The following is a 21,899-nucleotide window of genomic DNA, read 5'->3' as shown; positions in this document are numbered from 1 at the left end:
TTGCCGGCCTGAAGACAGACGCTCTTGCTGCTCTCAGCACGGATCAGGCTGCGGCTCTGAAGTCGACACAGGTTGCCGTCCTCAGCACTGCTCAGATCGGTTCTCTGACGACTGCCCAGACAGCAGCTCTGAAGACTGAACAGCTGAACGCCCTGTCGAGCAAGCAGCTCGTTGCTCTGAGCACAGACAATGTCGGTGCCCTGACGACGGATCAGATCGTCGGTCTGAAGTCACTGCAGGTCGGCGCTCTGAGCACAGCTCAGCTCGGTGCCCTCAGCACGGCACAGGCGGCTGCTCTGACGAGCAGCCAGGTTGCAGCCCTCAACTCGGCTTCGATCTCAGCCCTGTCGTCTGACGATATCAAGACCTTCTCGACGGATGAGATCGCTGCGATCGGTACGGCAGCTCTTGCCGGCCTGAAGACAGACGCTCTTGCTGCTCTCAGCACGGATCAGGCTGCGGCTCTGAAGTCGACACAGGTTGCCGTCCTCAGCACTGCTCAGATCGGTTCTCTGACGACTGCCCAGACAGCAGCTCTGAAGACTGAACAGCTGAACGCCCTGTCGAGCAAGCAGCTCGTTGCTCTGAGCACAGACAATGTCGGTGCCCTGACGACGGATCAGATCGTCGGTCTGAAGTCACTGCAGGTCGGCGCTCTGAGCACAGCTCAGCTCGGTGCCCTCAGCACGGCACAGGCCGAGGCTCTGACAAGTGCTCAGGTCGCGGCGCTAAGCTCGATCTCGATCATGGCTCTATCGACCGACGACCTTAAAACCTTCTCGACGGACGACATTGCTGCGATTACCACCAAAGCAATTGCCGGCCTGCAGACTGAAGACTTCACAGCAATGAGTTCCACTCAGTTGCATGCCTTCACTTCGAGCCAGGTGCAGTCGCTCAACAACGACCAGACGAACGCCTTCATCGCTGCTTACGCAGAAAACAGCTAAGGCAAAGAGACTTAAAATCAGGATCTGGGGCGCGTTCTAAGGGACGCGCCCCAATCATTTATACATCCTTGATGACCTTTCTCAGAACAGCCAGACACAAGCTATCTCTCTTATAGCTGTATGCAGTCGCGGCACCGTCAGTGCACGCGATGTCTCCGAGACGGCTTACCTATGGGATGTTTATGAACGCGAACGTCATGTCTAACTCTGGCGATGCTCATCCACTGCAAGGCATTTTCGACCGCGCTCGGAGAAGAGACCTTTCGATCAGCGATTTGTTCCAGGTCGCTGAGACTCTCAATGGCGCCGGACAGGCCTCGCAAGCAATCGAGCTCTATAAGACATGGGTGGCTTTCAACGAAGGCAATCCTCTTGCGCACCTTGCTTACTTCAATTTCTCAGTGGTGTTGCGCCAATCGGGAGACTCGGCCGGCGCTATAAATGCGCTTCGGACCTGCCTAGCGCTCTCTCCAAAATTCGGTCCGGCCCACATCAATCTCGGCCGTACACTAGAGGATTTCGGCCTTGCGGACCAAGCGGTCCAGCAATGGCGGACCTATCTTGAGGCTACGGCTGAGGTTAACGCGGACAAGATCAATCATCGCCTGATGAGTCTTGAACATTCCGGCCGGCTCCTTGAGGCGGTTGGGCGTCTCGCTGAGGCGGAAGCGGCGCTCTGGCAAGCTATTGAGCTCCAGCCCAGCAAAAGAGAGGCTGGCCAACACTGGACGGCACTCCGCCTGCGGCAGTGCAAGTGGCCCGTGCTCGTCGGCTCCCTGCATGTTACCACGCGGCAATTGCTCGATTCCATGTCACCTTTGACATTGGGCTGCTATTCCGACGACCCTCTGTTCCAGTTGGGGAAGGCTTTCCGCTATAACAAGACATTGGTCGGTGCCCCTGTCGATATCTCCCTTGTGCCGCGGAATCTGCCGCGGAAAAAGGTCGGAACAGGCAGGCCTGTCCGCGTTGCATATCTGTCTTCGGACCTGCGCGATCACGCCGTTGGTTTTGCGCTCCGCGAAGTGTTCGAGCTGCACGATAAAACGAGCGTTGAAATCTATGCCTACTACTGCGGCGAAGGCGGCGACGGTGATGAAACCCAGTCGCGCATCATGAAAGCGGTCTCCTGCTGGCGCGATATCCGCGGGGTCAGCGATCTTGATGCTGCGAAGCAGATCGTCGCCGATGAGATCGATATCCTTATTGACGTGAACGGCTATACTAAACACGCCCGGACAAAGATTTTCGCGTTCCGACCAGCGCCTGTCATCGTCAATTTTTGCGGCTATCCTGGGACAATGGCAAGCCCGTACCATCAGTATATGATCGCCGACGAGCACATCGTGCCGCCGGAAAGCGAGATTTATTACACTGAAAAAGTTCTCAGGATCGCGTGCAACCAGCCGCTTGACCGTCAACGAACGATCGCGGCTCAGCCCACACGCGCGCAAGCGGGCGTACCGGAAGAGGCTTTCGTCTACGCATGCTTCAACGGGATGCAAAAAATCACGGATGAGTGCTTTGCGCGTTGGATGACAATCCTCTCGGCGACGCCGGGCAGCGTGCTTTGGTTGCTCTCGGCTGAAGAGGAAACGCATCAGCGTCTATGTGGCGAAGCTGTGAAGCACGGTGTTGATGCTGCTCGCCTGATATTCGCCCCGAAGGCTGCCAACGCACATCACCTGGCGCGCATAGGTCTCGCCGATCTCTTCCTGGATACCTTCCCTTACGGCGCGCACTCCACGGCTGCCGATGCGATTACCATGGGCCTTCCGATCCTCACGGTCCCGGGAAAAAGCTTTGCCGCTCGCTTCTGTGCAAGCATCGTTGCAGCAGCGAACGTTCCGGAACTTGCTTGTGCAACGCCCGAGGAATACGTGGCCCGCGCCATCGCCTTCTTCCAGGATCGACCAAGCCTTGCTGCGGTCCGCAAGAAGATCATGGATGGCCGTGATGCCAGCGTTTTGCGCGACATCCCGGGATTGGCTCGCCGGCTCGAAGAGCTCTTCTGGCAGATACAGGGCGATGCCGAGCGCGGCGAAACCCCAGTGCCGGATCTGCGTAATCTCGATCTTTACTATGAAGTCGGCGCGGAAGTCGTTTTGGAGGGCGTCGGCTTTGAGGCAGACGGCCCTTATCGGCAGCGTTACCTCAGCAAATTTGCAAGACTCCATGATTACGCGCCGATCCAATTTGACGATCGGCTTTGGACTGCGGAAGCGGCCTCGCGGGCTTAGGGCCGCTTGGCAGGCCGCAGATGCCAGTTCATCTAGATCAAGAATAGTCGATCAGCGCATTACCGAGGGGATCATGGCGCCAGTCATACTTGTAACATTTGCCGGACGGCAGGAGAGAATGGAAATTCTCACCCACTATGTTCGTAAAGCCATTGACGATGGGATCATCGACGAGTGGCATCTGTGGGATTTCACCCGCTCGCCCGAAGATCACGAATGGGTCACGCGCGAATTCGGGCCAGTGCGTTATATGTCCTCGGAAGCGCACTACCAATCAAAGGGCAAAGTGTCGTTGCACTCGCCGTTCCGTATGGATGCCCGCATCGAGCACGATCTTCATCTGGCTCTCGTTCCGATCGACGACCCCGAAAACTGCATTGAGGTCGTGGTTGGCGGCTGGAACAATCAGCACTCGGCTATCCGCAAAATAAAGCCGCATGACCTGAAAAGCTTTGATCGCAACGACATCGCGCCAGTTTGGGTTGGCACGACGCCCTGCATCATTTCGCCTGGTCAACCGAACAAGGTAAGGCTCTCGCTTGATGGCAAGGGCGTGCCCTCACTCTACGTTAACGAGGCACTCGTTGGCACATGGTCCGATTTGCCGCTTCCTCAGGGTGCCAATATTCTGGTACGCGGTGGTTGGGGTGCGGACCTGGAGCTGACGGATGTGAGCGCGCCAGTGAAGCGTTATCTCGGAAATCCAGGCGAGAACATGCCCTACTGGAGAGCTTACGATTACTATTCACGCCGGCTTTCTCAGTTCTCGGACGCAATTTTCCTGAAATGCGATGATGACATCGTCTATGCCGATATCAGCAAGTTGAGTGGGTTCATCGAGTTCCGACGGAACAATCCGCAATATTTCGTCGTCTCCGCAAATGTCCTTAACAATGGTGTTTGCGCCTATTGGCAGCAGGCAGCCGGGACGCTCCCAGACACTTTGGGCGAATTTGAACGGCCGCCTGGTGGCTTCGGCGGCACGCTTTGGCAAAGCCCGGAAAGGGCTGAGCAGTTGCATGATTTCTTCCTTGCGAAGAATGACAAGCGCCTGCCGCTTCCAAGCCCTGTTATCGATTGGCAAGAGCGCCAATCCATCAACTTCATTTCCTGGCTCGGCAAAGACCTTGTCTACATGGCAATGCCCAAGGGCGATGACGAATACGCCTTCACGGTCGGGCTACCGACCTTCTTGAACCGTCCGACAGCGATCTATGAGGATTTTGTCGTCAGCCATCTGAGCTTTGGCCCACAGGAACGCGGGCTCAATGTTGAACGTCTCATCAGCGCATATGGCGACTTGATGCGGACCCAGCTGGCCGCTTAAAGCCTGCACTTTTGCCTTTCAAAATCGCCCGCCTCATGGCGGGCGAACTTTTTCGTGTCTCACCTTCGCAGGTCGGGTGAGCGTAGTTGACCTGTTTCAATGGCGGCTGCTCGCTTATTTTGCGGTCAATTTTTATTCTCTGTCTCGCGATGAGGTGTTTCCGAAAACGCCACGACGGGCCTTTGTTTAGCAGTTGGTGTATCGAAAAATTTGATATACTAATTGGAGCGGGGAGGCGTGTATGAAAAAGGGATTCCTGGCTATCAATGCCGAAAGAGACGCAAGCATCTTGCGCGCTTTGTCTGCGCCCGCACGTGTTTCCATGCTCAAGCTGTTGTGCAGCAAAGGCGCAATGAATATCAATGAAATTACGCAGGCGCTTGGACTTCCGCAATCGACGGTAGCCACTGGCATCCAAATGCTTGAAGAGGCAGGTCTTGTCGAAGCCAAGGTGATGAAGGCGAGGAAGGGCAGCCAGAAGATCTGTCGGGCTCTCTACGATGAGATTTTGGTCAGCTTCGAAGACGCCGCCCGCAAAACGCAGGAAAACGTGATTGAAGTCGCCATGCCTGTTGGGCTTTACACAAGCTGTGAAACGCATGCGCCTTGCGGGTTGTGCTCGACGGAGGGCGTTATTGGGCTTCTAGATGTTCCCGATTATTTCTTGGATCCCAATAGAATGCAAGCTGGACTCATTTGGTTCGGCCGCGGATATGTGGAATATAAATTTCCTAACAACGCCAAGATCTTAAATCGGGAAATCGAAGCGATCGAGTTTGCGATGGAACTCTCATCCGAAGTGCCGGGCACCAACCCAGACTGGCCTTCCGATATTACACTATGGGCGAATGGCATCGCGATCGGAACGTGGACTTCGCCGGGTGACTATGGAGACAAGCGCGGGGCGTTTACTCCGGCTTGGTGGAAGCTCGAAGGCTCGCAATACGGAAAGCTTAAAACCTGGCGAATTACATCCAGGGGCACGCATATCGACGGCGTACGCGTTTCAGAGGCGACACTATTGGATCTCAACCTGCAACAGCACTCCTCCATCAAACTAAAGGTTGGGATTGCGGACGATGCCAAGCATATGGGCGGGATCAATATCTTCGGTCGCGGCTTCGGAAACTACGGCCGTGATATCACGATGCGTCTTCATCTGATTTAAATATCATTAAATGTGATATATAAAAGCATCCAGTAATACGGATCTCGATCTGTTAGCGATCGCGGTAAAGCACTCGATTTCCTTGCGAAAACTTGCATGCACCGCAACAATTTCAATAATTTGCGAAAGTTTTATTTCCGCACCTTCATCTATTGACGCTCTTGGTCGTCTGCATCAAGATAACAGGAATAAATCAGTTTATGTGATATACATGGGAGGTGGATATCATGCAGGCTAAAGTCGTTGCGCATCGTGACTTCAGCGTTTCGAAGATAGACGACCGCTTGTACGGAAGCTTTCTGGAGCATCTGGGCAGGGCGATTTATGGCGGCATTTATGAGCCTGGCCATCCGTCTGCCGACGAGGACGGATTTCGTCGCGATGTGCTCGACCTTGTCAAGGATCTGAATACGCCTTGCTGCCGTTATCCCGGCGGCAATTTCGTGTCCGCTTACAACTGGGAAGATGGCATCGGGCCGCGCAGCGAGCGCCCTGTCCGGCTCGACCTTGCCTGGCGTACGCGCGAACGAAACCAGATTGGCGTCAATGAGTTCGTCGATTGGTGCAAAAAGGCCAATACCGCACCCATGCTGGCCGTCAATCTGGGCTCGAGGGGCCTCGATGCGGCACGGAACTTTCTTGAATACTGCAATCATCCCGGTGGCACCTATTGGTCGGATCTGCGTCGCAAGCATGGATGGGCATCGCCTCACGATGTGAAGCTTTGGTGTTTGGGCAATGAGATGGACGGACCTTGGCAGGTCGGCCACAAGTCCGCTTATGAATATGGCCGGCTGGCCGATGAAACCGCAAAGGCAATGCGTGGTTTTGATCCCTCGCTCGAACTTGTGGTCTGTGGTTCCTCCCATTCGGACATGAAAACGTATCCTGATTGGGAAGCGACCGTTCTGACAGAATGCTATGACAGCGCCGATTACATTTCGCTGCATATGTATTTTGCCAATCGTGAGAGAGATACGCTTGGCTATCTGGCAAAGGCAGAAAAGCTAGACCGCTATATTACGACGGTCGGCGGAGTCATCGATTACGTCAAGGCAAAGAAGCGGTCGAAAAAGACGATCGGTATCAGCTTTGACGAGTGGAATGTCTGGTATCATTCCAATCAACAAGACAAGGAAATCCTGGCGCGCAACGAATGGCCAGATGCACCGCATCTTCTCGAAGACGTTTATAATTTCGAGGACGTGCTGCAGGTCGGCGGCATTTTGAATACATTTATTCGCCGATCTGATCGGGTTCGTATTGCCTGTATTGCGCAGCTCGTCAATGTGATCGCGCCGATCATGACGCAAGACGGCGGGCCCGCTTGGCGTCAGACAATTTATTACCCGCTCTATTTTGCCTCAAAATATGGACGAGGCACGGCACTTCGGCTTGTCGTCGATAGTCCGACCTATGATTGCGATGAGGAAAACGATGTTCCTTATCTCGATGTTTCAGCTGTCCACGACGAGGAGGCAAATGCTTTGTCCTTCTTCATCGTGAACCGCCACATGACGGACGCGCTTGATCTCGATGCACGTTTGGAGGGCTTCGGCGCAGCGCACGTCGTAGAGCAGGTTTCCATCCGTCACGATGATCTTAACGCGACCAACACGGCATCCGAACCTGAGAAGGTCGCTCCCGTTCGGGGAGGGGATGCTAAGATAGAGGATGGGCGGTTGCGTGCAACGCTGAAGCCACTCTCCTATAATCTGATCAGGCTGTCCGTCTGATATACGATTGAGCTTTCGGCTGGGAGGAGCACCGAGCCGAGAAATTCGTGAAGTACGTTGTCTTAGAGGGAGGCTAGCATGACTTCTTTGAAGAAACTGGCTTTGGGTGTGGCGCTGTCCGCTCTTTTTATGGCCAGCACCGTTAAGGCAGATAATGACTACACGTCTCTACCCCGCAACCAGACATTGATCGTTGAAAATCCGGAAGGCAGTTCGATCAAGAATCCTGGATGGTTCAATATCTGGGTAAACGGGGGCGGCGGTTGGTCCACGGGCCTGCAACAGCTGACCATGGACACGCTTTGGTATATCGATCCCGAAAAAGGATTGGGCGACAGTGCATGGGATAATTCGCTGGCCGCGGAAAAACCCATTTACAACGCCGACTTCTCGCAGATGACGGTAAAGCTCCGTAAAGGGATCTACTGGAGCGATGGCGTCGAGTTCACGGCAGATGACGTCGTCTATACCGTCAAGACGCAGATGGAGCATCCTTCGATGATCCGCAGCGCGTCTTTCAACGTCCAGGTTGCCAGCGTCGAAGCCACCGACCCATATACCGTCGTCTTCAAGCTCAAGAAGCCAAATTCACGCTTCCACGCCATCTTCACGGTGCGCTGGAACGGCGCTTGGATCATGCCGAAGCACGTCTTCGAAAAAGTGGCCGATCCATCGACCTACAATTTCGAGAACCCAATCTCCATCGGTGCTTACAAACTGAAGGCCTTCGATCCGCAGGGCAAATGGTACACATGGGAAAAGCGCGATGATTGGCAACGGACTTCGCTTGCCCGCTTTGGCGAGCCCGGCCCGAAATATGTAACCTATGTCGATCCAGGTCCGCCGGATAAGCGCACCATCGCGCAACTCGAGCACAAGCTGGATATCATCCACGACAACACGCCGGAAGGCATGTTTACCCTGAAGGAAAAGTCCAAGAGCATCGAGACCTGGTTCCCGACCTTTCCTTTCGCTCATCCAGATCCGACGCTTCCAGCCGTCCTGTTCAACGCCCAGGACCCTCTTTTCAAGAGCGCTGACGTTCGCTGGGCATTGGCATTGCTGATTGATATCCGCGCTGTGGATCTTGCGAGCTATCGTGGCGCAGCAACACTTTCGGCGATCGGTGTTCCACCGACTGGCTCGGCCATTGAACAATATCAGGTGCCAATGCAGGATTGGCTAAAGGCGTTTGAGATCGATACGGGCAAGGAAAAAATCAAGCCATACGACCCAACGATCGGAAAGCAGATCGCCGATACGTTGCGCAAGCAGCCGAAGTTCAAGGATCAAATTCCAAGCGATCAGGATGCGATCAACCGGGCCTTTGGCTTCGGTTGGTGGAAAGCCGATCCGAAAGCGGCCGGGGAACTGCTTGAGAAAGCCGGCTTCAAAAAAGTCGGTGGGAAATGGATGACGCCTGATGGCCAACCATTCAAGATCAGATTGACTGTAGAAGGTGATACCCGCTCGGTCTTCACGCGCGCCGGCACGATGATTGCCCAGCAATGGGCTCAGTTTGGCATTGATGCAAAAGCGGTACCGTCGACGACATTGTTCCAGACGCTAGGGACCGGTGAATATCAATGCGCGATCGGATGGAGCGTTGAAACCTGGGGCGGCGATCCAGATATGTCCTACTTCTTGGACAGCTGGCATTCCGAATTCGTGGCGAAGCCCGGCGAAAACCAATCGCCGCGCAATTGGCAACGGTGGTCGAGCCCTGAACTCGACAAGGTGATCGAGCAAATCCGTGCCATCGGGCCAGACGATCCGAAGGGTGTCGAGCTCGGCCGCGAATACCTAAAGATCGTCGCCAAGGAAATGCCAACCATCCCCCTGATGTCTTACAACGTCTTTACCTCGATGGATACGACATACTGGACCGGCTATCCAAGCGTCAAAGACCCATACACCGACCCCGTACCGAACTGGGCGAATTCGCGGCTGATGATGGTGAAGCTGAAGCCGACCGGTAAATGAACGCGGCGCCGGTCGGGCAATCCGGCCGGCGCCTCCCTTTGGGCGTTAGCCCATGGCTTTGCAGGACATTGCGCTGAAGCCGTCAACGGCTTGCCATTGTTGTTTAAGAGGGTGATCGAACTCGTGACATCCTATCCAATTTTCGTTCTGAAGCGTTTTGGGCAGTTTCTGCTCGTCGTCTTTCTGGGCATTACGACCACATTTTTAATTACACATTCCACGCCGATTGATCCGGTCGAGCAAAGCATGGCGGCTATCACCAATATGGGACAGTCCGATCCAAACGCGATCGCCTTGATGCGGCAGACTTTGAACGCGCTCTATGGTCTCGAAGGCAATCTTTGGCAGCAATATCTGACCTATTGGGGAAAACTGCTGACGGCCGACCTCGGTCCTTCCCTGTCCGCGTTCCCGACGCCTGTATCCCAGATCATTCTCAGGGCGCTGCCCTGGACGCTCGGGCTTCTCACAGTGTCCACCGTTTTGACCTTCATTCTCGGCAATCTGATCGGTGCGCTCGCCGGATATTATCGCAAGAACATGATCCTGAAATTCATGAGCCTCGGGCTCATCGCGCTTCAGCCCATTCCATATTATGTACTTGCGTTCGTTCTCCTGATCATTTTCGGCTATGTCTGGCCAATCCTGCCGATCAACGGCGGTTATGAGATGAATAGGGATCCGGCTTTTTCTCTCGATCTCGTTCTCGACATCCTGAAGCATTCGCTTCTTCCGGCGCTATCGCTCATTCTGATCGGCGCAGGATCCTGGCTGATGGGCATGCGGGCGCTCGTCTCCAATATCGTCACGGAAGACTATGTCGTCTTTGCGGAGCTTGGCGGCGTGCGCAGAGGACGTATCCTGCGATCGTATGTCGCTCGCAACGCTCTCGTTCCGCAGTTGACCGGTCTTGCGATGTCGCTTGGGGCGATCTTCAACGGAACGGTGATCACGGAGATCGTCTTCGGCTACCCGGGAATTGGTGCATTGTTGATCTCAGCGGTGCAAGCCGGCGACTACAGTCTGGTTCTCGGCCTTAGCGTGCTTGCGATTATTGGCGTTGCATTCGCTGTTTTCATCATCGACATCATCGGTCCGCTGATCGATCCGCGGATCAGGGCGGAGTGAACGATGCTAAAAATCCTCCGTGATCTTCTCCGCCACAATATCGAATTTGCTGTTGGGTTCGGGTTGTTTTCGATCATCCTCTTTTTGATTATCCTTTCCTACTTCTCACCTTATGCGCCCAATGAACTTTACGTCGTACCGCCCGACATGCCGCCAGATGGTGATTACTGGCTCGGCACAACATCGCGCGGACAAGACGTGTTCTGGCAGCTCACGGTGGCGCTGCGCCACACTTTGTATTTTGGCGTTGCAGTGGCATTTCTGTCGCGCATCATTTCGTTGGTTGTGGGAATGGTCGCAGGTTATGCGGGCGGAACAACCGACCGCATCCTGATGGCAATCAACGACAGCATCATGGTCATCCCGCAATTTCCGCTTCTGGTGCTGTTCTATTTCGTTCTCAAAGACAACATGACATGGACGCTGCTGATCCTGTTCATGGCCTTTCTGGGCTGGTCTTACGACGCACGGCTGATCCGCTCCGTCGCAATGAGCCTACGGGCAAGACCGTTTACGACGCAAAGCATCTATTCCGGCATGAGCATGCGCAAGATCATCGTGCGGGAACATTTGCCCTACGTAGTGCCGATCATCTTTTCCACGACGATGAACAATATGATCTGGTCGATCGGCATGGAAATTACCCTTGCCGTCCTCGGATTTTCCGATCTGGAAACGCCGACGATGGGGATGATGATTTATTGGTCTAATTCCCATTCCGCGTTGGTCGCTGGTATCTGGTGGTGGGTGGCAGCGCCGGTCTTCGCCATTATTGTCATGTTTTTGGCATTGTTCATGATGGCAATGTCGCTCAACGAATATAACGACCCGCGAAGCCGGCTCAATCGGATGGGAGGCTGATATGACGGGTGACGTCCGCCCTGTTTTGAAGGTCGATCAACTAAAAGCCTACTACCAGGTTTATTTGTACGGCATGGATCGGGAGGTGAGGGCGGTCGATGATGTCTCTCTTTCGATCGGTCGCGGCGAAATCTACGGCGTCGCGGGAGAATCGAGCAGCGGCAAGACAAGTCTGATCAAAGCTATCGCGGGCGCGATCAAACCGCCACTGCGGATTGTTTCCGGAGACGTCCGCTTCGACTTTGGCGATCGCGAACAGAACCTGTATGCGATGTCGCCAGACGAGGTCGCCTCGATTCGATGGAAACACCTATCCTATATAATGCAGGGCTCGATGAACGTCCTGAACCCTGTCCGACGCATCCGGCATTCTTTTGTCGATTTTGCGTACCGTCACATGAAGGTGGGGAAGGCCGAGTTCATTCAGCGGGTCGGCGAGCACATGCAACGACTGAAACTCGATCCATCGCTTCTCAATGCCTATCCGCATGAACTGTCGGGGGGTATGCGCCAGCGTGTCACCATCGCTCTCGCCACCATCTTAACCCCGGACTTCATCATTGCGGACGAACCAACCACGGCGCTCGATGTGATCGTTCAACGCGACGTGTTGACGATGATTCGGGAGATCAGGGAGGAAATGGGCTCCGCTTTCCTGTTTGTCACGCATGACATGGCCGTTCACGCTGCGATTGCGGACAGGATTGCCATTGTCTATGCCGGCCGCATCGTTGAGGAAGCCCCAACGAGACAGCTTTATGCAAAGCCGCTTCACCCCTACACCAAGCATCTGATCGCAAGCTTGCCTCGCATCGGCGATACGAAAGAGCGCCCGTTTTTGGAAGGGCGCCCTCCCAACCTTGCCAAGCCGCCTGAAGGATGTCGCTTTCACCCGCGCTGTCCTCTGCGAATGGACATCTGCAGCAAGCAGGTGCCGCCGATGGTCGCCGTCGAGCCGCAGCGGCGTGTGGCGTGTTTTGCTGTGACCGGAGGTGCCGTATGAGCGATCTCCTGGTGCTAAAGGACGTCGTCAAAATCTTTCGGCAAGGTGGCCTGCTGGGACGCCGCGAACTGACAGCGGTAAAGAACGTCTCTTTTTCCCTCTCGGCCGACAATCCCGAGATCCTGTCCGTTGTCGGTGAGTCTGGATCGGGAAAATCCACCTTGGCGGCGATGATCCTCGGACAGACCATGCCTACCAGCGGGCGGTTGGATTTCAAAGGGAAGCCGATTGCTTTTCGCACGCGCCGTGAGCGCCGAGCCTTGATGCTTGATGTCCAACCGGTGCTGCAGAACCCGTTCGAGGCATTCAATCCGCTGAAAACTGTCGATCGTTATCTCTTTGAAACGGCGAAAAATATCCGCCTGTCCAAAGACGCGATCTCCAAACTTCAGTTGGAGCAGTTGACGGACGAAGCGCTGGGGCATGTCGGATTGACGCTTGCAGAAGTTCGCGGTCGTTATCCGCACGAGTTGTCCGGCGGCCAGCTACAGCGTGTTGCTATTGCCCGCGCCCTTTTGCCGAAGCCCCGGCTGTTGATTGCCGATGAACCGGTTTCTATGGTGGATGCATCGTTGCGCATGGCAATCGTCAACCTGTTTGGCCGTTTGAAAAAAGAACTGGGTTTGTCCATCGTCTACATCACCCACGATCTCGCCACCGCCTATTATATCAGTGATCGGATCGTCATCATGCGAAAAGGAGAAATTGTTGAGCAGGGCGAGGCGCGCGCCATTCTCGACAACCCGCAGCACCCTTATTCAATCAAACTGAAAGAAGCGGTTCTTTCGCCTGATCTTGCTGAAACCTAAGGGACCTCAGGGGCTGCCGCCCCGCTTGCGGCTCGCTAAGATCTCTAAGGCCGTTACTGGGCGCAAGTGAAAGGCATCCACACCCACGTCGAATTGTCTCGGAAGCGGCTTCAGGCGGCCGTGTGAATGGCCATGCAGATTGATGGACTTCTTGCCCATCTTGTTCCACGTCCGGAATGCATAATGGCAGAGAACAAACAACTGCTCCCCAATAACAAGTTCCTTGTAGTGCTGGACACTCGCCCAGGCATCGCACTGAATGACGCCCGGCGTATCATTATTTCCGATGACGAGGTGTTTCTTTCCATTCAGCCTCGACAGTAAAGTACTGCAATCGGCGGCCTTGGGTGCCATGACGTCTCCCAGATGCCATAATTCGTCGTCCTGCGTTACGACTGCATTCCAGTTTTCGATGAGAGCTTCATCATGCTCGGCAAGATCTTGAAAGGGGCGCCTGTCAATTTTCAGAACGCGTGAGTCGCCAAAATGCGTATCGCTTGTGAACAAGATCATGACCCAAGAATGGAAGCATGTGGTGAAAAGTCAATTTCGCCGTCAGTCCAAGCTGAGCCTTATCGTGAGATGTGACGCTGTCGCCGCGAAACGGCAACCGCCGCTGTTTCGCTGCTCTGGTGTGCAATGTCCGCCTTCAGGTTAAACGCCATAGAATGCAGCACCGTTCTTCTCAAAGATTTTCGCGAGATCACTTGTTGAGAAATGTGCGGACAAAAGCGTGCGCGCCAGGTTAACAACCTCAGCATAACTTGCCGCCAGCAGGCAAACCGGCCAATCGCTCCCAAACATCAAACGGTCTGGACCAAAAAGGCCTGCGATATGATCGACATACTGTCTGAAATCTTCAAGTTTCCAGTTTTCAGAAGCTTCTGTCACCATGCCTGAAACCTTGCAGAACACATTTGGGAATGCAGCTATTTTCGCCATCGAGCCCGCCCATGGCTCAAACTGGATTTGCGCAATACCTGGTTTGGAAATGTGGTCGACGACGGCCCTGAGGCCAGGCGTCTGCTCAAGAGCCTGTAGTACGTAGGGCAAATGGCGTGGGAATGTCAGGATGTCCAACGGAAGGCCAGCGTCGGCTAGAACCCGAAGATTTTTCAGCACTTGCGGACGCAGGATAAAATCGTCGTCCGGCAATCCCTGCAGCACCGGTCTGACGCCAACGAAGAACCGGTTGCCCCTGTAGTGCGTCAGGCGTGCTTCAAAACCTTCAGAATCAAAGTCGAGCCAACCGACGACACCGGCAATGAAATCTGTTTTTTCCGCCAGCTGGAGAAGAAAGTCGGTTTCCGCCTCCGTCTCTGCGGCTTGAACCGCGATCGTGCGTGTGATGCCGCACCTTTCCATATGAGGCCGAAGATCTTCAGGTAGGAAATCCCGGTAAATGATGCCGGAGCCAGGGCTCAGCCAGTCATAGTCATTTCGTGCCAACTTCCAGAAATGTTGATGACTGTCGAGCATCGTTCCTCTCCCAATATCGTCTCTTGGCCGCACACTATCCTGAGGACGCAGACCGTTGCTAGCCATGTTTCGTTTGAAATCGGACGCGATCTATCAGGATGAGCAAACAGCGGATATCTTCCCGAACTACATGTTGCAATTGATGTGAAATATGCTGAGTCCATTATTCTGCCGCGATACAGGTGCTTGCAGTCTCTAAATGACGGGCGGCACCGCGACCATTGGCAGCTAGATCGAGGTATATGATGCTGAGTGACAAGAGAGAAGTTGGGACGATCCAATATCTCCGCGCAATTGCAGCCTTGGCAGTGGTTGGTTTCCATATCAGTGAAACCTATGGGCTGGGGCTGCAAGCTGGCGCTGCCGGGGTCGATATCTTCTTCGTCATCAGTGGCTTCATCATGTGGGTGACCACCAACGATCGACGTATGACGCCAGGAGATTTCCTGTGGCGCAGGATCAGGAGGATCGTTCCGCTTTATTGGATCGTGACGGTCACGACCTTTGCTTTGGCGTCGTGGAAGCCTCAATTTTTCTTCGGCGCGGTCGTTACTCTTGTCAACCTTGCGGGTTCGCTCGTCTTCCTGCCGGTGATTCACGACGATGCCCTGAAGCCTATTGTCATGCAGGGTTGGACGCTGTCTTACGAAATGTTCTTCTACCTGGTGTTCTCCATCACGTTGGTGTTTCAGGGCAAGAAGCGCCTCATTTGCCTCTTGGGTTTGCTCTTCGCCATCGTTGCGTTTCATCCTTTTGCGGGGGAGGGCTATGCGGCTATTTTCAGCGAGCCCATCATCCTTGAATTTGCGGCTGGCCTTGCCATCGGAGCCTTGTGGACGAGCGGGTGGAGAATGCCATTCTTTATAGCGCTTGCAGCGGCAATTGTTGGCCTCCTGATGTTCCCGCTGATGGATCTTGCAGCTCCCCATCTTGACCGCGCTCTGCGCTGGGGTGTGCCGGCCGGCCTGCTGTTGTTGGGTGTCGTCTTTATGGAACGCGAGCGTACTGCGCCCCATCTCCCGCTTTTGCACTATCTAGGAGATGCGTCTTATTCGATCTATATCTGGCACGTTCTTGCCGGAATTGTCGTGACTGCCATTCTGTTGAGGGCGAGCGCGCCGCTTGTGTTGCAAGCGCCAGTCATTTTCGTCGGCTCGGTACTTCTGTCGTTGGCAGGCTATCATTTTGTAGAGCGCCCGCTGCTGCGCGTCTTCCAGTCGGCGCGAAAGCCGGCTCTCGGCTAAAAGAAGAGGCGCGGAAGCTGATTTCTTGCTTCGCGCGCCTCGATCGTATTGCGAGATGTTGCTTGTATCGAAAGATCAAGCGGCTTTGACGCTGGCGCTCAGCGGTATCTCGACATCGATCTCAAGAACCGAAACGTGTTCATCGCGGTCCATCTTCACTGTGACCTTGTCACCATCCACCTGAACGTGTTTGGCGATGACCGCGAGAATTTCCTCTCTGAGGACAGCCACCAGGTCCGAGCTGGATGAGGAGCGTTCATGAGCCAGCAGTACTTGCAAGCGGTCCCGCGCCAGCGGCGCAGACCTTTGCTTGGCAAACAATCGAAAAATACTCATGCAGCCCTCCGTCCAAAGATTTTACCGAAGATGCCACGCTTTTCGCCAGGGATCGTAATCGGAAGATCTTCTCCATTCAGGCGGCGGACAGCATCAAAATAAGCCATGGCAGGTGCGCTGCGCGCGTCGGCGAGGGTAACGGGAGACCCAATGTTGGAGGCGCGCAGAACGTCGGTGCTTTCGGGAATAATGCCCAGAAGAGGTATGGATAGAATTTCGAGAACGTCATCGACCTTCAACATGTCGCCGCGTTCGGCGCGGGCCGAATCGTAGCGTGTCAGAAGAAGATGCTTTTCCATGCGCTCGCCTCTTTCAGCCTTGAGCGTCTTAGAATCGAGCAGGCCGATGATGCGGTCGGAATCGCGGACTGAGGAGACTTCCGGATTGGTCACGACGACGGCCATATCAGCGTGCCGCATGGCAAGCGTCGCGCCGCGCTCGATGCCGGCCGGGCTGTCACAGATAATCCAATCGAAATAGCGCTTCAGGTCGTTCATGACGCGCTCGACGCCTTCGGCAGTCAAGGCGTCCTTGTCGCGAGTTTGAGACGCGGGCAGAAGGAAGAGAGTCTCGAGCCGCTTATCGCGGATCAAGGCCTGCTGCAATTTCGCATCGCCGTTGATCACGTTGACCAGATCATAAACGACGCGGCGCTCGGCGCCCATGACGAGATCGAGATTGCGAAGACCAACGTCAAAGTCGACAACCGCGACTTTTTCGTTGCGTTGGGCAAGCGCTGCGCCCAAGGCAGCGGTCGACGTCGTTTTGCCGACCCCGCCTTTGCCCGATGTCACGACGATGACTTTCCCCATATGTCTCTCCTGTTTTCTCTGGCTGTTTCAGCTCAGACGAGTGTTTCTGCCATGATTGATTCACCTTCGAGCCAGAGCTGGACGGGTTGTCCCAGCAGGTCGGGTGCCATGTCTTCTGCCATTTTGTAGATGCCGTCGATCGCCAGAAGCTCCGCTTCCAGCTTCCGGCAGAATATGCGTGCCGATGCATTGCCGACTGATCCCGCCATGACGCGACCGCGCAACGCGCCGTAAATATGGACCGAGCCTCCAGCAATCACTTCCGCGCCCGAGGCGACCGATCCAATGACCGTCACGTCGCCTTCCGGAAAGATTACCGACTGGCCGGAACGGACAGGCTCACGGATCACGATCGACTGAAGTGTCGGACGCGCTTCAGGCTCCGGCTCTTTAGGCGGCGTGTTCTTCAAGTCGGCGATCTGCTCAGCAGGGGAACTGTCGAAGTCAGCGACAGGGCGCCCGCCTTTGAGCGCCGGAGGCATGCCAGGCCCCAAGATTGAGGGGCGGCCGCCTTCGATACCCATAATGCTGACATTACGGTTCGAAAGCTCCTGGATAAGCTCTTTCAGCTGTGCACGGTCAATCTGAAGATCGGTGACATCAAGCACGACCGGGCGGCCCAGGAAGAAACCGGCAGAACGAGCCGCCAAATCGTCGAGCCTGACCAGCCATTGATCGAATGGAAGGTCTGGCGAAAGCACGACCGCAAGGAAAGAGCGGCCCTTGATACGTATAGAGCGGGCGTCAGTTAGCACTTTGGTCATCTTCGTAAACAAATCGTTGATAAGAAGTATCGTGTGCATAGTTAATAAATGGTTAATGAGACCATTTCAGCCCTGAAAACACACTGAAATGAGGCGCTGCAAGCCTCACGCAAGTCCCGGCTTCTCAGTCCGACTGCCCTTGGGTTTTAGCGGGCGTCTACTGGGTCGAAGGTGAAATCAACGCGGGTATTGGCGCACTAATTTCTCCTTCTGCGAGCATCTTCGATGAGCCTTCCGCGTGCCCAGAGCAGAATCAGGTGCCCGATCATCGTGGTGGAAACCGGTTAACTTAACATTTAACGGACATTAATTGACATTTGTCGAAATGCATTATTGACATATGTCAGGAATAGGTTGAATTTTGACTTGACCGCCATGGGAATGGCTACAGGGAGGATGCGGCATGGCGCCGCTTTTGAAAGTTGAAGGCTTGAAGAAGGCGTTTGGAGGCGTCGTCGCATTGCATGACGGACGCTTCGAATTGCTTTCTGGCTCTGTCCATGCCCTCTGTGGCGGCAATGGCGCAGGCAAATCCACCTTCCTGTCCATCGTGATGGGCATTCACAAGCGGGACGCCGGGACGATCTGGCGCAACGGGGAGGCCGTCGAATTTACTCGCCCGGCGGATGCGCTGGCAGCAGGTATCGCGATCATCGAGCAGGAGCTTAGCCCTGTTCCACATATGTCTGTTGCCGAAAACATATATCTCGGACGCGAACCTGCCGGACGCTTCGGCGGCATTGACTTCAAGACGATGAACAGGAGCGCGCAAACGCTGCTCGACAGTCTCGGCTTCAATATCCGCGCCGACCGACCAATGAGTCAGCTTTCAGTCGCGCAAATGCAGCTTGTTGAGATTGCAAAAGCATTAAGTCACGACGCTGAAGTGATCATCATGGACGAGCCGACCTCAGCGATCGGGGAGAAGGAGGCAGCGCAGCTTTTTTCGACCATTGAGAAGCTGAAGGCCGCGGGCAAAGGCATCGTCTATGTCTCTCACCGCCTTTCGGAAATCTTCCAGATCGCAGATTCTTACACAGTCTTTCGCGATGGTGGCTATGTCGGCAGCGGCCTGCTTGCCGATATCGATCGGGCTGGCTTGATCAAGATGATTGTCGGCCGTGAGGTCGGCGAAGAATATATCAAGACGAATACCCCGACCGATCAGGTTGGCTTTTCGGTTGCGGCTTTGCGATCTCCCGGAAAAATCGAAGATGTATCTTTTGACGTTCGCAAAGGAGAAATTCTTGGCATTTACGGCCTGATGGGCTCGGGACGATCCGAAATATTTTCTGCCATCTTCGGTCTGGATTCTGCCGCTGCGGGTGAAATAGCCGTCGAAGGGAGAAGCGTTTTCATCCGTAAACCGTCTGATGCGATGGCCGAAGGCATCGCTTACGTCACCGAAGATCGAAAGCAGACCGGGCTGAATCTTGCCGATAGCGTGAGAGGCAACACCTGCCTTGCAAGCCTGCCGGAACTTAGCCCGCATTTTGTCATGGATCGTCGCAAGGAAGCAAAATCGTCTGAAGAAATGATCAGGCGTTTTGCGATCAAAGTCAGCCGGGATCTGCAGCCGGTATCCAGCCTTTCGGGTGGCAACCAGCAGAAAGTTGTCCTTGCCAAATGGTTTTTGCGCGAGCCGAAGGTGCTTTTGCTTGATGAGCCGACGCGCGGCGTGGATGTCGGCGCAAAGCGCGAAATTTATCGCGTCACCTGCGATTTCGCATCGAGCGGCGGCACCGTCGTGATGATCTCATCGGAGATCGATGAAGTTCTGGGTTTGTCGGATCGTGTGCTGATCATGCGCAACGGCAAGGTGGCCGGCATCTTCGACCGACAGCAGGCGGATGCGCAGCTATTGGTTCATTTGTCGACCTGAGGCTCGCGATCATCCGCACATCGAACATTTGGGAAGGTAACAAGACGTGTCGACAACGGAAACCAAGGCAAGTCCAATCAAGGCAGGAGCCCCACGGCGGGTTATCCTTCAGGAGTACGGAATCTTCATCGCGTTCCTGATCCTGGTTGTCCTGCTTGCCTTTTCAAATGAATATTTCCTGACGACCGGCAATATCTCCAACGTCCTGCTCCAAACGTCGATCAACGGTGTCCTTGCCATCGGAATGACCTTTGTCATTCTAACGCGGGGCATCGATCTGTCGGTCGGTTCGGTGGTGGCGCTATCCGGCATTGTCGCAGCAAGTCTCGTTACGACCTCAAGCACAGCCGGTGTTGCTGGCGGGCCCTTCCCTTTTCCTGTCGCGCTGGCGGCCGGGCTTCTGGTCGGCATCGTCTGCGGCTCTATCGTCGGTGTGATTGTCTCACGGTTTTCCGTCCCTGCATTCGTTGCAACACTGGGCATGCTCTCGGCAGCGCGCGGTATGACGTTGATTTATGGAGGCGGCAAACCGGTGCCGGCTCTCACGCCCGAATTCCGTTCGATCGGTACGGCGAACCTGTTCGGCATTCCAATGCCTGTGATCATCCTGGTAGTGGTTTTCGCCGTATCCTGGTGGCTTTTGACCCGCACGCGCTTTGGCCGGTACATTTATGCTGTCGGCGGCAATCCGCATGCCGCAAAGACGTCCGGGATCAATGTCAGCAGAATCCGCTTGCTGGTCTATGTCATCTCCGGCGCGCTGTCCGGACTAGCTGGCATGATCCTTTCCGCAAGAACAGGTTCAGCACTGCCGCAAGCGGGGATTGCTTACGAATTGGATGCGATTGCTGCGGTGGTCATCGGCGGCACGAGCCTTTCGGGCGGCGTCGGGCGCATCACCGGCACATTGATCGGTGCGTTGATCATTGGTGTAATGAACAACGGTCTCGATCTGATGGGCATCCAATCATACTACCAGCAAGTCCTTAAGGGCGTGCTGATCGTCGGCGCGGTCATGCTCGACCAAAAGCGCAATCAGACTTTTTGATGATTTCGAGCGGACGGAACCAGCCGTCCGTTTCAAAGCGATTGGCCACCATACCGGTGTGTCATGTCTCTCTAGGAGGAGGAACCTATGAAGAAATGGATGATCGCGCTTGCCTCGACGGCAGCCATTTTGGCGGCGTCATCAGCTATGGCCGCGCAGAAGCTCAAGATCGGCGCTGCCCCTTACGGTCTGAATGCCGAATTCATGCAGATTTGGACAGCAGCCCTTCAGCAACATCCAGCCGTGAAAAGCGGTGAGGTCGAGCTGACCGTATTTGACGGGCGCTACGATGCGCTTGTCCAGCAGGAACAGTTCAACACAATGGTTACGCAGAAGTTCGACGCGATCATTTTCGTGCCGATCGACATCGAGGCGGGTGCAACCGCGGTGCAAGCAGCCCATGATGCTGGCATTCCGGTTATCGGCTCTAACACGCGCGTGAATTCCGACTTGCTGACCTCCTATGTCGGCTCGGACGACACGATTTCCGGCTATATGGAAGCCAAGTCGGTCCTCGATAAGATCGGCTGCAAGGGCAATGTAGTTGTTTTGGAAGGACCGATCGGTCAATCCGCACAAATCCAGCGTCTGGAAGGCAACAAGAAAGCCTTGGCAGAGTGCCCTAACGTGAAGGTGCTCGAGCAGCAGACGGCCAACTGGTCACGTGCCGAAGCGCAGACACTAATGGAAAACTGGATTACTTCGCATCCCGGTCAGATCAACGGCGTCATCGGCCAGAACGACGAAATGGCGCTCGGCGCGATCGAGGCGATCAAGTCGGCGAAGCTTAATCCGAAGGACTTTGCCATTGCCGGTATCGACGGCATCACCGATGCACTCCACGCCGTCAAGGATGGCACGATGACATCGATCCTGCAGGATGCGCGTGCCCAAGCGCAGGGTGCGCTTGATCTGGCGATCTTTGCTGCAAAGAAGGGCGACTACAAACCTGAATCGGATATCTGGGCACAATATCCCGATATGCCTTTCAAGGATGGCAAGCAGAAGGAATATAATGTTCCTTGGACTCCGGTGACGACGCAGAACGTCGACAAGCTGCTTGAGACACGCAAATAGAAAATACCAACGGAGCGGCCCAGCCGCTCCGTCCTTCCCTCTGAAGAGTGAA

The 21,899-nt window shown here is 54.9% G+C and carries 18 protein-coding genes and 1 pseudogene; 14 read left to right on the top strand and 5 right to left on the bottom strand.

Annotated elements, in window-relative coordinates; all coding sequences use genetic code 11:
• From VQ830_RS07165 to VQ830_RS07120, 10 genes and pseudogenes are all read left to right on the top strand, one after another.
• A pseudogene (locus VQ830_RS07165) lies at positions 1-950 on the top strand (beta strand repeat-containing protein); the annotation flags it as partial.
• A gap of 182 nt (positions 951-1,132) precedes the next feature.
• On the top strand, positions 1,133-3,190 hold the full coding sequence (locus VQ830_RS07160; RefSeq protein ID WP_337267397.1) for an O-linked N-acetylglucosamine transferase, SPINDLY family protein: 2,058 nt from the start codon (positions 1,133-1,135) through the stop codon (positions 3,188-3,190).
• 73 nt (positions 3,191-3,263) lie between these two features.
• Positions 3,264-4,517: a DUF6250 domain-containing protein gene (locus VQ830_RS07155; protein ID WP_337267396.1), complete on the top strand. Its 1,254-nt coding sequence runs from the start codon at positions 3,264-3,266 to the stop codon at positions 4,515-4,517.
• A 241-nt stretch (positions 4,518-4,758) separates the two neighbouring features.
• Positions 4,759-5,685: an ArsR/SmtB family transcription factor gene (locus VQ830_RS07150; RefSeq protein WP_337267395.1), complete on the top strand. Its 927-nt coding sequence runs from the start codon at positions 4,759-4,761 to the stop codon at positions 5,683-5,685.
• 227 nt (positions 5,686-5,912) lie between these two features.
• Positions 5,913-7,421: an arabinosylfuranosidase ArfA gene (gene arfA / locus VQ830_RS07145; protein ID WP_337267394.1), complete on the top strand. Its 1,509-nt coding sequence runs from the start codon at positions 5,913-5,915 to the stop codon at positions 7,419-7,421.
• Between the two features lie 78 nt (positions 7,422-7,499).
• Positions 7,500-9,404 carry an ABC transporter substrate-binding protein gene (locus VQ830_RS07140; RefSeq protein ID WP_337267393.1) on the top strand — a complete coding sequence of 635 codons (1,905 nt, stop codon included), beginning with the start codon at positions 7,500-7,502 and terminating at the stop codon, positions 9,402-9,404.
• A 123-nt stretch (positions 9,405-9,527) separates the two neighbouring features.
• A complete protein-coding gene (locus VQ830_RS07135) occupies positions 9,528-10,532 on the top strand; it encodes an ABC transporter permease (protein WP_337267392.1) in 1,005 nt (334 codons plus the stop codon).
• A 3-nt stretch (positions 10,533-10,535) separates the two neighbouring features.
• On the top strand, positions 10,536-11,393 hold the full coding sequence (locus tag VQ830_RS07130; protein WP_337267391.1) for an ABC transporter permease: 858 nt from the start codon (positions 10,536-10,538) through the stop codon (positions 11,391-11,393).
• 1 nt (position 11,394) lies between these two features.
• The gene (locus VQ830_RS07125; RefSeq protein ID WP_337267390.1) at positions 11,395-12,396 is read left to right on the top strand and encodes an ABC transporter ATP-binding protein; all 1,002 of its coding nucleotides are present in this window, start codon (positions 11,395-11,397) and stop codon (positions 12,394-12,396) included.
• Positions 12,393-13,205: an ABC transporter ATP-binding protein gene (locus VQ830_RS07120; RefSeq protein ID WP_337267389.1), complete on the top strand. Its 813-nt coding sequence runs from the start codon at positions 12,393-12,395 to the stop codon at positions 13,203-13,205. The genes VQ830_RS07125 and VQ830_RS07120 overlap by 4 nt, the downstream gene beginning before the upstream one ends.
• Before the next feature lie 6 nt (positions 13,206-13,211).
• On the opposite strand, the gene VQ830_RS07115 is transcribed toward VQ830_RS07120, so the two are convergent.
• Both VQ830_RS07115 and VQ830_RS07110 read right to left on the bottom strand, forming a co-directional pair.
• Positions 13,212-13,718 (bottom strand): metallophosphoesterase family protein, encoded by a 507-nt coding sequence (locus VQ830_RS07115; RefSeq protein WP_337267388.1) that lies wholly within the window; start codon positions 13,716-13,718, stop codon positions 13,212-13,214.
• 141 nt (positions 13,719-13,859) lie between these two features.
• Complete coding sequence (locus VQ830_RS07110) at positions 13,860-14,684, bottom strand: amidohydrolase family protein (RefSeq protein ID WP_337267387.1); 825 nt, start codon at positions 14,682-14,684, stop codon at positions 13,860-13,862.
• A 245-nt stretch (positions 14,685-14,929) separates the two neighbouring features.
• On the opposite strand from VQ830_RS07110, the gene VQ830_RS07105 reads away from it, so the two are divergent.
• The gene (locus tag VQ830_RS07105) at positions 14,930-15,928 is read left to right on the top strand and encodes an acyltransferase family protein (RefSeq protein ID WP_337267386.1); all 999 of its coding nucleotides are present in this window, start codon (positions 14,930-14,932) and stop codon (positions 15,926-15,928) included.
• 75 nt (positions 15,929-16,003) lie between these two features.
• On the opposite strand, the gene minE is transcribed toward VQ830_RS07105, so the two are convergent.
• The 3 genes from minE to minC are packed head-to-tail and all read right to left on the bottom strand — an operon-like array spanning position 16,004 to position 17,840.
• Entirely contained in the window at positions 16,004-16,264 is a 261-nt protein-coding gene (gene minE, locus VQ830_RS07100; protein ID WP_337267385.1) for a cell division topological specificity factor MinE, read from the bottom strand.
• Positions 16,261-17,076, bottom strand: coding sequence for a septum site-determining protein MinD (gene minD / locus VQ830_RS07095; protein ID WP_337267384.1), 816 nt, complete (start codon positions 17,074-17,076; stop codon positions 16,261-16,263). Before minD ends, minE begins: the two co-directional genes overlap by 4 nt.
• Positions 17,077-17,108: 32 nt before the next feature.
• Positions 17,109-17,840: a septum site-determining protein MinC gene (minC, locus tag VQ830_RS07090; protein ID WP_337267383.1), complete on the bottom strand. Its 732-nt coding sequence runs from the start codon at positions 17,838-17,840 to the stop codon at positions 17,109-17,111.
• 403 nt (positions 17,841-18,243) lie between these two features.
• On the opposite strand from minC, the gene VQ830_RS07085 reads away from it, so the two are divergent.
• From VQ830_RS07085 to VQ830_RS07075, 3 genes are all read left to right on the top strand, one after another.
• Positions 18,244-19,722 carry a sugar ABC transporter ATP-binding protein gene (locus tag VQ830_RS07085; RefSeq protein WP_337267382.1) on the top strand — a complete coding sequence of 493 codons (1,479 nt, stop codon included), beginning with the start codon at positions 18,244-18,246 and terminating at the stop codon, positions 19,720-19,722.
• A 46-nt stretch (positions 19,723-19,768) separates the two neighbouring features.
• Entirely contained in the window at positions 19,769-20,770 is a 1,002-nt protein-coding gene (locus VQ830_RS07080; protein WP_337267381.1) for an ABC transporter permease, read from the top strand.
• 87 nt (positions 20,771-20,857) lie between these two features.
• The gene (locus VQ830_RS07075; protein WP_337267380.1) at positions 20,858-21,847 is read left to right on the top strand and encodes a substrate-binding domain-containing protein; all 990 of its coding nucleotides are present in this window, start codon (positions 20,858-20,860) and stop codon (positions 21,845-21,847) included.
• The last annotated feature ends 52 nt before the right edge of the window (positions 21,848-21,899 follow it).

Origin of the sequence: Oryzifoliimicrobium ureilyticum (genome assembly GCF_037199735.1) — a bacterium.
Taxonomy (GTDB): domain Bacteria; phylum Pseudomonadota; class Alphaproteobacteria; order Rhizobiales; family Rhizobiaceae; genus Rhizobium; species Rhizobium ureilyticus.
Note: the sequence above shows the minus strand (reverse complement) of the source record. Positions and strands in the feature narration are given on the sequence as shown.

What these genes read in the sequence shown, in the direction of transcription:
- VQ830_RS07160 (WP_337267397.1), top strand. Translation starts at nt 1,133, where the DNA reads ATGAACGCGAACGTCATGTCTAACTCTGGCGATGCTCATCCACTGCAA.
- VQ830_RS07155 (WP_337267396.1), top strand. Translation starts at nt 3,264, where the DNA reads ATGGCGCCAGTCATACTTGTAACATTTGCCGGACGGCAGGAGAGAATG.
- VQ830_RS07150 (WP_337267395.1), top strand. Translation starts at nt 4,759, where the DNA reads ATGAAAAAGGGATTCCTGGCTATCAATGCCGAAAGAGACGCAAGCATC.
- arfA (WP_337267394.1), top strand. Translation starts at nt 5,913, where the DNA reads ATGCAGGCTAAAGTCGTTGCGCATCGTGACTTCAGCGTTTCGAAGATA.
- VQ830_RS07140 (WP_337267393.1), top strand. Translation starts at nt 7,500, where the DNA reads ATGACTTCTTTGAAGAAACTGGCTTTGGGTGTGGCGCTGTCCGCTCTT.
- VQ830_RS07130 (WP_337267391.1), top strand. Translation starts at nt 10,536, where the DNA reads ATGCTAAAAATCCTCCGTGATCTTCTCCGCCACAATATCGAATTTGCT.
- VQ830_RS07125 (WP_337267390.1), top strand. Translation starts at nt 11,395, where the DNA reads ATGACGGGTGACGTCCGCCCTGTTTTGAAGGTCGATCAACTAAAAGCC.
- VQ830_RS07120 (WP_337267389.1), top strand. Translation starts at nt 12,393, where the DNA reads ATGAGCGATCTCCTGGTGCTAAAGGACGTCGTCAAAATCTTTCGGCAA.
- VQ830_RS07115 (WP_337267388.1), bottom strand. Translation starts at nt 13,718, where the DNA reads ATGATCTTGTTCACAAGCGATACGCATTTTGGCGACTCACGCGTTCTG.
- VQ830_RS07110 (WP_337267387.1), bottom strand. Translation starts at nt 14,684, where the DNA reads ATGCTCGACAGTCATCAACATTTCTGGAAGTTGGCACGAAATGACTAT.
- VQ830_RS07105 (WP_337267386.1), top strand. Translation starts at nt 14,930, where the DNA reads ATGCTGAGTGACAAGAGAGAAGTTGGGACGATCCAATATCTCCGCGCA.
- minE (WP_337267385.1), bottom strand. Translation starts at nt 16,264, where the DNA reads ATGAGTATTTTTCGATTGTTTGCCAAGCAAAGGTCTGCGCCGCTGGCG.
- minD (WP_337267384.1), bottom strand. Translation starts at nt 17,076, where the DNA reads ATGGGGAAAGTCATCGTCGTGACATCGGGCAAAGGCGGGGTCGGCAAA.
- minC (WP_337267383.1), bottom strand. Translation starts at nt 17,840, where the DNA reads ATGACCAAAGTGCTAACTGACGCCCGCTCTATACGTATCAAGGGCCGC.
- VQ830_RS07085 (WP_337267382.1), top strand. Translation starts at nt 18,244, where the DNA reads ATGGCGCCGCTTTTGAAAGTTGAAGGCTTGAAGAAGGCGTTTGGAGGC.
- VQ830_RS07075 (WP_337267380.1), top strand. Translation starts at nt 20,858, where the DNA reads ATGAAGAAATGGATGATCGCGCTTGCCTCGACGGCAGCCATTTTGGCG.